Origin of the sequence: Murinocardiopsis flavida, from assembly GCF_003014485.1 — a bacterium.
Lineage (GTDB): Bacteria > Actinomycetota > Actinomycetes > Streptosporangiales > Streptosporangiaceae > Murinocardiopsis > Murinocardiopsis flavida.
Genome location: NZ_PYGA01000025.1, coordinates 84,695 through 96,179, shown reverse-complemented (window position 1 = coordinate 96,179; position 11,485 = coordinate 84,695). Strand labels below are relative to the sequence as shown.

The window sequence follows — 11,485 nt, the reverse complement described above, 5'->3', positions numbered from 1 at the left end:
CGACATCTCGAAGCGTGGGGGACGGCCGCGTTCTCTGTCCGGGAAACGATTGATCCGGGTAGGCCAGGTCCCCGGGCAAGGTTAAACAACAAGCTGAGAGGGCGGGGCCGCCGCGCCGGGGCTACGATGCTCCGACGTGCCGCGAACAACCCCGGAAAGGGCGGGATGGGGAACATGACCTGGGATCCGCAGCTCTACGCCCGATTCGACACCGACCGCTCCCGCCCCTTCTTCGACCTCACCGCGCGCATCCGGGCTGATGCCCCGGACACCGTGGTCGACCTCGGCTGCGGCACCGGGGCGCTGACCGCCATGCTGGCCCGCCGCTGGCCCGGCGCCGCGGTCACGGGTATCGACTCCTCCCCCGACATGGTCGCCGCCGCGCCGGGGGACGGCTCCGAGCGCCTCGACATCCGCCACGGCGACCTCCGCGACTTCCAGCCCGAGGGCGTCGACGTCGTGGTCAGCAACGCCGCTCTGCAATGGATCCCCGAGCACCGCGGCCTGCTGCGGCGCTGGGCCGCCGGGCTGCCGTCCGGCGCGTGGCTGGCGTGGCAGGTCCCCGGGAACTTCGACGCACCGTCGCACGCGCTGATGCGGCAGCTGGCGGATTCGCCGCGCTGGTCCGGGCGGCTCGGCGGCGTGCTGCGCGGCGGCGAGAGCGTCGACGATCCCGCCGGATACGCCCGCCTGCTGGTCGACGCCGACTGCACGGCCGACGTCTGGGAGACCACCTACGTGCACCTGCTCAACGGGGAGAACCCCGTGTTGCAGTGGGTGCGCGCCACCGGCCTGCGCCCGGTCCTCGACGCCCTCGACGCCGACGCCGCCGCCGACTTCGAGGCCGAGTACGCCGCGCTGCTTCGCGACGCCTACCCCGCCGGCCCGCACGGCACCCTCTTCCCGTTCCGGCGCGTGTTCTGCGTGGGCCGCAAGCGCTGAGGAGCGCGGCCGCCCGCGCTTTCACGACCGAGTGCGGCCGCTCCCGGCCATGAGGCAACACCCGGCCGTCCGGCGGCGTCGAACCCATCATGTCCGCACCCCACCAGGACCCCGCCGACAAGCCCCGCACCCCGTCCGCCGCCGTGGCCTTCGCGCACACACCGGTCATGACCGCCACCATATTCACCTGGCTCCTGCTGACGTCCGACGGCATGCCCGCGCCGATGTCCGAGAACCTGGTCCACCTCCTGCCCGCAGCAGGTGCCGTCTTGCTTGCCTCGGGTCTGTACCTCAAGATGCGCGACGTCCGCCACCCCTTTGTACTCAGCGCCCTCGCAGCGCTCGCGTCGATCTTCTGTGTCGCCTTCTGCCTGGAAGCCCATGCGGCCCGGCCCACGGGCGGGTGGACGCTGCTCTTCATTGCGATCCCCGCCCTCCTGGTCTTCACCGCGCTGAAGATCGTGGCGCGTATCCCCCGCGACGGCCTCCGCCTGCCGGCCGCCATGGCGGCCGTGGCGGCGATGCTCCTCCTCATCGACGGGTCGATGCGCTACGTCGAGGCGCGGGGGGAGCAACGGGAGGCGTCCGAGCAGCTGCTCCGGTACGACACCGTCGCAGTACTCGACGCGCCCGGGTGGACGCTCACCCACGCCTACGCCTCGTCGGACTTCCCCGAGCTCGTCTACCGCGACCTGCTGGGCCGTACGGTGCTGATCGGATCCACGCCGCACCGGCTCCCCGCTGGGCAGGACACCGAAGAGTCCTTCTCGGCCGACGTGCTCGCGCCCGAGAAGTGCGGCACCGGAACCGAGCTGCCAGGAGAAGTGCGCTGCGAGAAACGGGCCGGGCTGCTCGTGGTGACGATGGAGCCGGCGTACACCGATTCCGAACTGGGCGACGACGAGCACCGGTGGCCGTTCGGGTGGACGGAGGTGCGGACGGAGTCCGCCGACGGTCGGTATGTGCGCCTCCGATCCGACGCTCCAGGGGTCGACCTGGTCGGCCTCGCAGGGTCGATCGAGGAAGCGGCACCGACCGCCCCAGAGGCGACCGAGACATCGTGCCTGCTGCGGTGCCCGGTGTGGCGGAACTACTCTTGACGACCGCGGGCAACCGCGTCCGACCAGGTCGGCACCTCGGTTACCAGGGCTGATGGGGCTGCCGGCACGGGTGTCCTGGTTTCAAGCCGTATGAGCGGGTTAGGACTTCTACGTCCTTGATCTGCTCTTTCGGCAACGGAGCCGTGGAGTCACTGCACGGAAGGCCACCGGTGAGTACACAGCACCACATGCTGGATCGCGTCTACGCGCTTTCGAGCCCCGACGAGTGCGAGACCGTCTACGACGAGTGGGCGGAGAAGTACGATCACGACCTCACGGAGGAGATGGGCTACGCGGCCCCCGCGCACGCCGCGGGCCGCCTCGCGGAGCTGCTGCTGCCGGGCTCGCCCGATGCCGAGATCCTCGACGCCGGGTGCGGCACGGGGCTCGTGGGCGTCGCCCTCGACCGCGCCGGGCTGCGCACGATCGACGGGCTCGACCTCTCCACGGCAATGCTCGACCAGGCGCGCGGCAAGGGCGTGTACCGCGCCCTCGCGAAGGCCGACCTCACCGCGCGGCTGGCCGCCGCCGACTCCTCCTACGACGCCGTCATCTGCGTGGGCACCCTGACCGAAGGCCACGTCGGCCCCGAAGCACTGGACGAGCTGGTGCGGGTCGCGCGCCCCGGTGCGCCGGTCGTCGTGACCATCCTCGACCGCATCTGGGCGGCGAAGGGCTACCGCGCCCGGGTGGCCGAACTCGAAGAGAGCGGCGCGGCCACCCTGGAGGAGGCGACCCCCCGGAGCGTTTACCACACGAAGGAAGCGATCACCTGCAACCTGGTGGTCCTGCGCGCCCGCTGACGCGCCCCGGCCCGCGCACACCCGGTCGCGCGGGCCGCACCAACCCCCGTCCCGCAACCGGTCCCGCCCCGGAGGCGCGGAACCGCGCGGCGACGGGCTATTCGGACGGTTCCGGCTGGTACAGGCCCTCGCCCCAAGCCGAGACCGACAACGACGGGCCGTAGCAGTTCTCGGGGTCGTGCGGGCAGACCACGTGCCCCTGGGCTATACGGTGCACCAGCCCGTCCTCGGTCGGCACAAAGCTCTCCTGGATCCTGCCTTCGTCGCATTTGGCGTAGACCTTCGCCTTGTCGACGCCGTTCTGGTATCCGGATTCGCCTTTGATCTGGCCGTCGGGCGACTTGGTGGAATCGAGCGCGACCCACCAGCCGGTGTTGGCGGGCGGATCGAATTCCACGGTCCGGCTGTAGTGGTATCCGGTCTTCTCGAACGCCTCCTCTTCGGGGCCGGCGCCGTTGTCGGCCGGTATTTCGCTACAGGAGTGGCCGGGGCCGTAGGGCCCCGCGGTGAGCGGCCGCTCGGAATCCCAGGAGAGCGGGGCGCCGATCTCCTCCCCCGACCCGGGCTCCTGCCGGGCGTCCACCTGCGGACCGCTGCCGCCGCGCGGCCCCGTGCCCCGATCGACGTCCTGGACGTCCGGCTCCGCCGGTTCGGGCGGCGGGTCGGGCCCGGCCCGCTCGGCGGGCGGGTCGGCGCACCCGCCGAGGTCCAGCAGCGCGCACACCGCCTCGGTGACACTCGGCCGGACGGTCGTCGGGATGTTCACGAGCCCGCCGAACAACGCCGCGGAAAGCACCACGAGAGCCGCATATTCGAGAGTCGACGCCCCTGGATCGGAATAGCCGGAAACCCGCCCCAATACCCGCATGGAATTCCCCCGTAACGCATATTCCAAGTCGGTTCCCAGTAATGTACCCGGCATTTTCTCTTTTTTTGTTTCCATGTCCAGGGTCGGCCATTCCGGAGATCAATGGAACCGGATCGGAGAATGCGATGGCAGCGGCTGCGGGGTGTTCAGGCGCCCAGGTTCGGGGGGACGGTGAGGCGGGCGAAGTGGTCGCGGGCCTGGTCCAGGTGGCGGGCGCCGCCGGTGGGGGCCATGGCGCCGTGGCCGGGCAGGAGTGCGTCCGGGGCGAGTTCGGCCAGGGCCCGGCAGGTCCTCGCGTAGGCGTGCGGTCGGCAGTCCGGGATCGGCTGGATGGACACCCGGCCCTCCGCGAACACCGCGTCGCCGCTGAACAGGGCCCGCTCGCCGCCGATGTCGGCGAGGAGGCACAGGTGGCCGTCGCAGTGCCCGGGTGCGTCGTGGACCTCGACGGTGGCGCCGCCGACGCGGAGCACGGTCCCGCCGGTGATCGGGCGGGCGTCCGCGCACCCGGGGAGCCGGTAGTCCGCCGGGTAGATCCCGGCCGTCCGCGCCGCGGCGACCTGGGTGGTGTACTCGTCGGCCGCCGCCAGGGCGGTGACCGCCTCCGGTGCGGCGCGGACCTCGGCGCCCGTCGCCGCGCGCAGCGCGGCCGCGCCCCCGGCGTGATCGGCGTGGTAGTGGGTCACCAGGATCGTCGTGAGCCGGTCGAGGCAGCCGGTGTCCTCGATGTTGGCGAGCAGCCGCTCATGCGCCAGGCCGGTCCCGCAGTCCACCAGGGCGGCCTCGGTGCCGCCGTCGAGGAGGTAGGCGTGGCAGTCGTGCGGGTCGGTCCCTGCCTGCGGGTCGGTGCCGCTGCCGACCAGCCAGATCCGGTCGGTGATGCGCCGGGCGCTCACGGCCGGCGCCCGTTCGCACCGGGGGCGGACCGGTCGGGCTCCGCGCCCTGGTCGCGCCCGATGCCGACCCGGTCGGCCTCCGCGTCCTGGCCGCGCACGGGGCCCTCCTTCGCGAGGTCGAGCGGGCCGCCTCTGGCGCCGGTCCGCTCGATGGCCGCCGCGATGCGGACCCCCTCGACCGCCTCGCCGAGCGGCATGAGGTCGTTGCCGCGCACGCCCGCCGCGACGTCGACGGCGTAGGCGAGCTCCTCGCGGAGCGCGCCGCCGATTTTCCCGGCGACCGTGGGCCACAGCGTGAGTTCGGGGTGCGCGACCGCGTCGTCGGTGCGCACCGCCAGCCCGTCGTTGGCGAGCCGGTAGGAGGCGGTCCCGCGGGTGCCGAGCACTTCGGCCGTCGCGTCGATGGTGCCCTCGAGGTCCAGGGCGCCCCGCAGTGTCTGCGGCGCGCCCTCGGGCACCAGCCATGCGCTCTCGATGGTCGCCACCACCCCGTTGGCGAACTCCAGGGTCGCGGCGAACAGGTCGGGGTGTGCCCGACCGCTGACCGAGCGCTGCACCGCGTAGCCGGACACGCAGGGCGCCCCGGCGAACCACAGGGCGAGGTCGATGTCGTGGATCCCCGATTCCCACACCGGGTGGACGCGGTCCCCGAACGCGGGGAACCAGGTGCGCGAGAAGTCGCGCCGGAACCGCAGGTGGACGGGGTCGCCCAGTGCGCCCGAAGCGAGCAGGCCGCGGATGTGGGCGTAGCCCGCGGCGAACCGGCTGATCTGCCCGGCGACGACGGCGAGCCCGCGCCGCCCGGCCTCGGCCTCGATCGCCGCGGCGTCCGCCGGGTCGAGCGCCAGCGGCTTCTCCACGAACACGTGCGCGCCGGCGCGCAGCGCCGCGAGGACCAGGCCGCCGTGCCGCGCCTCGTCGGCGGCGACGTCGACCAGGTCGACGTCCTCCGCGGCGAGCAGTGCGTCGAGGGCGGGGTAGCCGCGCGCGATCCGGTAGCGGGCCATGACCTCGGCGCGGCGGCCGGCGTCGGGTTCGGCGACGGCGACGACCTCGGCCGGCAGGTCGGCGAACGTCTCCAGGTGCAGTGCGCCGAAGCGGCCGGCTCCTGCTATCGCGATCCGCACGGGACGGGTCATGCGTGCTCCCTCAAGTCGGCGACCGCCGGGCTCAGCCGGCGAGTCGGTCGGGTTCCTTCGCGCCGTGCCCGGTGGCGAGCACGGCCACCTCGGCGCCGGGCGGCATGGCACCGCTGCGGCGCAGGGCGGCGACGGCTGCCAACGGCGCAGCGGCGGCGGGTTCCAGCAGCAGGCCGCAGGCGCGCGCCGCGACGCGCATCGCGTCCTCGATGGCGGTGTCGTCGACCGCGACGGCGGCGCCGCCGGACGCGCGGACCGCGCGCAGTGTCAGCGCGCCCTCGTCGGTGTAGCCGCGCAGCGGGTCCGCGATCGCCCCGGCGGAGGTGGGCCCGGGGTCGGCAGGGGCCGGTTCGGCGGCGCCCTCGTCGAACGCGCGGACGATGGGGGCGCAGGCCGCCGCTTGGACGGCGACCATCCGGGGCACGGCGTCCAGCAGCCCTCCGGCGTGCAGCGCGGCGAACCCCTGGTGGATGCCCCAGAGCAGCGGCCCGGCCCCGACCGGGACGAGGACCCAGCCGGGGGGCCGCCCCAGCGTCTGCGCCGCGATCTCGAAGGCGACGCTGCGGTGCGCCTCGGCGAGGAAGGGGTTGCGGAAGGTGGTGGTCAGCGTGTACCAGCCGGCTTCCTCCAGCGCGGCGGCCGCGCGATGCGCCGCGCTGAAGTCCCCGGGCACGGCGCGGACCTCGGCGCCCAGCGCGCGGGCGATGCGCAGTTTGGCGCCCCCGGCGGCGGCCTCGGCGCACACCAGGCGGCACGGGACCCCGGCCAGCGCCGCGTAGGCCGCGGCCGAGACGGCGGTGTTGCCGGTCGAGGCGGCGACCACGCCCGGGAGGCCGGGGACGCCCGCCGCGAGGCTCACGCCGAGCGACATCGCCCGGTCCTTGAAAGACAGGGTGGGGTTGCGGGTCTCGTCCTTCACCGCGAGCGCCGCGACGCCGAACCGCTCGGCCAGCGCGGGGCGGTCCAGCAGCGGGGTGCCGCCCTCGTCCATGGTGACGGGCGCGGGGACGGGCGGCAGCGCCGAGCGGTAGCGCCACATTCCCGGCGCGCCACTGTCAGCGGGGACGGCGGAACCGGGCGGCGGCTCCGCCCGGCGCACCCCGCCGCACGCGGGGCAGCGGAATCCGCCGCCGCCCGGTTCGGCCCCGCCGCACGCGGCGCAGTGCAGCGTCCACGGCCGCCCCGCTCCCCCGGTCACGCCGCCGCCTTGACCGCGCGGGTGTGCAGGGTGCGCAGGCCGACGTCGAGCACGAGGGCCGCCACGATGATCAGGCCCTTGAACAGGTCGATGGCGGAGGGGTCCACGCCGAGGATCTGCAAGGCGTTGGTGACCAGGCCGATGATCAGCACGCCCACGAGGACGCCGCCGACGCTGCCGCGGCCACCGAAGATGCTGGTCCCGCCGAGGACCGCCGCGGCGATGGCATCGAGCAGCAGCGGGATCCCGCCCATGTTGGGCTGCACGAGCGGCACCTGCGCGACGAGCAGCAGCGCCGAGCCGAACACGAGGACACCGGCGAGCAGGTACACGGCCACCATCTGCGGCCCGGTGCGCACCCCCGTCAGGCGGCTCGCGGCCTGGTCGGAGCCGTAGGCGTAGGTTCGCAGTCCGAAGCGGGTGCGGCGCATCAGGAACCAGACCGCCGCCGACACCGCGGCGACAGCGAGGACCGGAACAGGCAGGCCCGCGATCGTGCCCTGCCCGAGCCAGGTGAGGAACGGGTCGTCGACGACCATGAGCCCTTGCGGGGCGGCGAACATGGTCAGCCCCTGCACGATCGTCATGGTGCCCAGGGTGGCCACGAACGGGGGCAGTCCGGCGAGCCCGATCAGCACCCCGTTCACCAGGCCCACGGCGGCGGCAGCGGCAAGGCCGCCCAGCAGGGCCGCGGGCAGCCCGCTGCCGCCGGTGAGCAGGCCCGCCATCACCACCCCCGCCAGCCCGACGGCGTACCCGGCGGACAGGTCGATCCCCGCGGTGACGAGCACGACGTATGCGCTGAGCGCCAGCAGCGCGACGGGCACCGCTTGGAGCACGATGTTTCGCAGGTTGACCGGTGTCGCGATCCGCGGGTCCATCAGGGTGAACGCCGCGAGGAGCACGAGCAGCAGGACGACGGGGGCGAGCGCGATCAGGCCGCGCCGGGTGCGCGCCGACATAGCCTAGTCCCCGCTCCGGGTCGTGATGACGATGGCCTGCTGCTCCGTCATCTCCTCCAGCGACCACGGCCCGCCGGTGCGGCCGTAGCCGCTGCCGGTGCCCGACACGCCCCCGGCGGGGATGTTGGGCTCCCAGTAGCTGCTGGCCTCGTTGAGGTTGACGATCCCGCACGGCAGGGACTCCGCGAGCGGGATGGCGCGCTCGATGTCGGCGCTGAAGACGGCGCCGGACAGGCCGAAGTCGCTGCGGTGCACCAGGGAGCGCAGCTCGGCGTCGTCCGCGAAGTGCACCACGGGCGCGACCGGCCCGAACGTCTCCGCCACGTGCAGCTCGGCGTCGTGGGGGACGCCGTCGACCACGGTCGCGGGGACGTAGTTGGGGGTGGGCGCGTCGGGGAGCGCGGTGCCGCCCGCGACGAGGCGGCCGCCCCCGGCGACCGCCGCCTCGACCTGGCCGCGGACCTTCGCCGCGAGGTCGGCGGTGTGCACCGGCCCCATGGTGGTGGCGGGGTCGAAGGGGTCGCCGAGGACGACGGCGGCGGCGTGCTCGGCGATGCGCTCGGCGAGCGGGGTCGCGATGTCGCGGTGGGCGAGGATGCGCTCGGTGGAGGTGCAGATCTGGCCGGCGTTGGCGAAGCAGCCCCCGGCGATCGCGCGGGCGGCGAGGTCCAGGTCGGCGTCCGGCAGCACGATCGTGGGGCCGTTGCCGCCGAGCTCCAGTTGCAGCGGCTTGCCCACGGCGGCCTCGGCGATGCGGTGCCCGGTGGCGGTGCTCCCGGTGAACGCCACCGCGTCGACGCCGGGGTGCCGGATCGCGGCGTTGCCGACGACGGGGCCTTCGCCGGTGACCAGGTTCAGCGCCCCCGCTGGCAGTCCCGCGTCGTGCAGGATCGCCGTCAGTTCCGCCGCGACGCCCGCGACGCTGGGCGCCGGGGTCCACACCAGGGCGTTGCCGGTGGCGAGGCCGGGCGCCAGGTAGTAGATCGAGGCGACCGCGAGGGGGAAGTTCCACGGCGTGACCACGGCGTAGACGCCGCGCGGGCGCCGGGTGACGGCGACCCGCTTGGCGGGGTCGCGGACCGCGATGGACTCGGTGCGCATGGACACCACCTGGTCGGCGGCGTCGCGGAACGCGTTGACGACCGCGTCGATCTCGCCGTGCGCCTCGGTGTGGAACGGCTTGCCGTGCTCGGTGCTGAGCCGGCGGGCGAGGTCGGTGCGGTTCGCGGCGACCGCGTCGGCGAGGCGGCGGCACAGGTCGGCGCGCTCGAAGACGGGCGTGGTGCGCAGGCCGGGGGCCGCCGCGCGGGCGGCGCGCACGGCGAGGTCGACGTCCTCGGTGGTGCCCAGCCGGATGGCGCCGCATTCGGTGCCGTCACCGGGGCTGCGCAGGACCCGCGTGGGACGGTCGGGCGTGTGCTCCTTGCCGTCGATGAACATGGGGGCGACCGGCTGGCTCATGGTGTGGCTCCTTGCGGGCTGGCGGCGTCGGCGAGCACGCGCAGTGCGGCGTCGACGTCGGCGGTGTCGTTGTACAGGTGGAAGGCGAAGCGCACCAGCGAGGTGCGGGCGGCCGCGCGGATCCCGGCGGCGGCGAGGCGGGCCACGACGGCGCCGGGGTCGCCGGCGCGGACGGCGACGATGGGCGAGGGGCGGTCCTCGGCGACGGCGTCGAGGCCGATGCGGGCGAGGCCGGTCCGCATCCGGCTGGCCAGCGCCGTGCTGTGTGCGTCGAGCGCGGCGGCGCCGAACCCGGACACCAGCTCCAGCCCGGCGACCGCGCCCACCAGTGCCGGCCAGGCGGGCGGCTGGTCGAAGCGGCGGCCGTCGTCCCAGGGCCGGTAGTGCGTCCCGTAGTGCCGGGCGTCGTGCGCCGATTCCGGGGAGGCGAGCAGCGGCGCGACGCGCTCCCTGAGGCCGGGGCGCACCATCAGGTAACACAGGCCGCGGGGCCCGAGCAGCCACTTGTACCCGACGGCGGCGATGACGTCGGCGCCGCTGGCTGCGAGGCCGGCGTCGACCCCGAAGGACTGGCTCGCGTCGACGTAGACCAGCGCGCCGGACGCGTGCGCGCGCTCGACGACGCGGGCCAGGTCGACGCGGAGGCCGTCGGCGGACTGCACGCTCGACACGGCCACCAGCCCCGCCCCGCCGTCGATCGCGGCGAGGATCCGCTCCGTTGTCGCGGGCGCGGGGATCAGGCGGACGCGGTCGGCCGGGCGGGAGGTGGTCCACGGCAGCAGGTTCGCCCGGTACTCCTGCTCGGGGACCGCGACGACGGCGTCGGGGAACCGGTGCGCGACCATGGCCGCCGCAGCGACCTGGGACGGCACCAGGGCGACCTCGGTGTCCGGGCGGCCGAGGAGGCCCGCGGCGAGGCCGCGGGCGCGCTCGCCCGCGGCCTCCCACCGCGTGTAGTCGGCGGTGCCGCCGGCCCATTCGCGGACCGCGTCCGACATGGCCGTGGCGGCGGCGCAGGGGCCGACGCCCTGGGTGGCCGTGTCGAGGTAGCGGGTCCCGGCGAGGTCGGGGAAGTGCGCCGCCCGCACCTCTGCGCCCGGTCGCATCAGTCGACCCGCTCGACGTCCTCGGGGGCGCCGCTGGCGACGGAGCGCAGGATGGCGTCGTTGACGGCGACGCCGCGCATGGCGTCGGCGACCGGCACCGCGAACTCGTCGCCGTCGCGCACGGCGGTGGCGAAGTGGCGGACCTCCGCCGCGAGGTCGCCGCGGATGCGGCCGTTGGTCTCGGGCCAGTGCAGGGCGTCGGGGGTGGTGAGCCCGCCGGGGCCGAAGACGCGCAGGCCGTGGTCGCGGACGTCCACCGCGACCGTGCCCTCGGTGCCCATGACCTCCAGGCGGCCGTCGATCCCCACCGGGTCGTCGGAGGTGCGGGTCCAGCCGTTGAAGAGCTGGCCGACCGTCCCGTCCGCCAGGTCGCAGACGGTGAGGATGGCGTCCTCGGACGCCACGCCGTTGGCGGGCATCAGCTTGGACACCGCGCGGGAGTAGACGCGGGTGATGGGCTGCCCGGTGACCCACTGCATGGCGTCGGCGTCGTGGATGCCGAGGTAGAACAGCACGGAGCTGGTCCCCGCCATGCGCAGGCCGATCTCGCGGTTGGCGATCCGGCCCGCGGTGACGTGCAGCGGGGTGCCGATCGCCCCGGACGCGACGGCCTGGGCCGCCCCCGCGTAGCGGGGGTCGAAGCGCAGCAGTTGGCCGACCATGAGGCGGCCGCCGCCCTCCTCCGCCGCGGCGGCGATGGCGCGGGCGCCGTCGAGGGTGTCCGCCATGGGCTTCTCCAGCAGCACGGGCTTGCCGGCTGCCAGGAGGGTGCGGGCGGGGGCGACGTGGGCGCGGTCGGGCACCGCGACGATGAACGCGTCGATGTCCTCGGCGAGCGCGTCCTCGACCGAGGGCAGGTGCCGGGTGCCGAGCTCGCGGGCGAGCCGCCCCCCGGCCCCGGCGTCGAAGTCCACGACGGCGGCGAGCGAGGCGACATCGGACTCCGCCACGGTGCGGGCGTGCAGCCCGCCCATGAATCCGGCTCCCACGACGGCGGTCTTGAGGGTCAT

The 11,485-nt window shown here is 74.6% G+C and carries 11 protein-coding genes; 3 read left to right on the top strand and 8 right to left on the bottom strand.

The features are described 5' to 3' along the window. The first annotated feature begins 174 nt into the window (after nt 1-174). The 3 genes from CLV63_RS27510 to CLV63_RS27500 all read left to right on the top strand — a co-directional run bounded on the left by CLV63_RS27510 (nt 175) and on the right by CLV63_RS27500 (nt 2,845). On the top strand, nt 175-942 hold the full coding sequence (locus tag CLV63_RS27510) for a trans-aconitate 2-methyltransferase (protein ID WP_211301502.1): 768 nt from the start codon (nt 175-177) through the stop codon (nt 940-942). Between the two features lie 89 nt (nt 943-1,031). Then, nucleotides 1,032-2,042 (top strand): hypothetical protein, encoded by a 1,011-nt coding sequence (locus CLV63_RS27505; RefSeq protein ID WP_106586143.1) that lies wholly within the window; start codon nt 1,032-1,034, stop codon nt 2,040-2,042. A 188-nt stretch (nt 2,043-2,230) separates the two neighbouring features. Continuing rightward, complete coding sequence (locus CLV63_RS27500) at nt 2,231-2,845, top strand: class I SAM-dependent DNA methyltransferase (RefSeq protein ID WP_106586142.1); 615 nt, start codon at nt 2,231-2,233, stop codon at nt 2,843-2,845. A gap of 97 nt (nt 2,846-2,942) precedes the next feature. Here the strand turns inward: CLV63_RS27500 and CLV63_RS27495 are convergent, their stop codons facing one another. The 8 genes from CLV63_RS27495 to CLV63_RS27460 form a co-directional block, all read right to left on the bottom strand. Further along, a complete protein-coding gene (locus CLV63_RS27495; RefSeq protein WP_106586141.1) occupies nt 2,943-3,644 on the bottom strand; it encodes a hypothetical protein in 702 nt (233 codons plus the stop codon). Nucleotides 3,645-3,859: 215 nt separating this feature from the next. Next, entirely contained in the window at nt 3,860-4,609 is a 750-nt protein-coding gene (locus tag CLV63_RS27490) for an MBL fold metallo-hydrolase (protein ID WP_106586140.1), read from the bottom strand. Next, entirely contained in the window at nt 4,606-5,748 is a 1,143-nt protein-coding gene (locus tag CLV63_RS27485) for a Gfo/Idh/MocA family protein (protein WP_106586139.1), read from the bottom strand. The genes CLV63_RS27490 and CLV63_RS27485 overlap by 4 nt, the downstream gene beginning before the upstream one ends. A gap of 31 nt (nt 5,749-5,779) precedes the next feature. Then, nucleotides 5,780-6,946, bottom strand: coding sequence for a threonine synthase (locus tag CLV63_RS27480; RefSeq protein ID WP_146165678.1), 1,167 nt, complete (start codon nt 6,944-6,946; stop codon nt 5,780-5,782). Continuing rightward, nucleotides 6,943-7,908 carry an ABC transporter permease gene (locus CLV63_RS27475; protein ID WP_106586137.1) on the bottom strand — a complete coding sequence of 322 codons (966 nt, stop codon included), beginning with the start codon at nt 7,906-7,908 and terminating at the stop codon, nt 6,943-6,945. Before CLV63_RS27475 ends, CLV63_RS27480 begins: the two co-directional genes overlap by 4 nt. 3 nt (nt 7,909-7,911) lie before the next feature. Further along, nucleotides 7,912-9,369, bottom strand: a complete 1,458-nt coding sequence (locus CLV63_RS27470) for an aldehyde dehydrogenase family protein (protein ID WP_106586136.1) — start codon at nt 9,367-9,369, stop codon at nt 7,912-7,914. Continuing rightward, nucleotides 9,366-10,475, bottom strand: coding sequence for an aminotransferase class V-fold PLP-dependent enzyme (locus CLV63_RS27465; protein ID WP_106586135.1), 1,110 nt, complete (start codon nt 10,473-10,475; stop codon nt 9,366-9,368). Before CLV63_RS27465 ends, CLV63_RS27470 begins: the two co-directional genes overlap by 4 nt. Continuing rightward, nucleotides 10,475-11,485, bottom strand: coding sequence for a Gfo/Idh/MocA family protein (locus CLV63_RS27460; protein WP_106586134.1), 1,011 nt, complete (start codon nt 11,483-11,485; stop codon nt 10,475-10,477). The genes CLV63_RS27465 and CLV63_RS27460 overlap by 1 nt, the downstream gene beginning before the upstream one ends.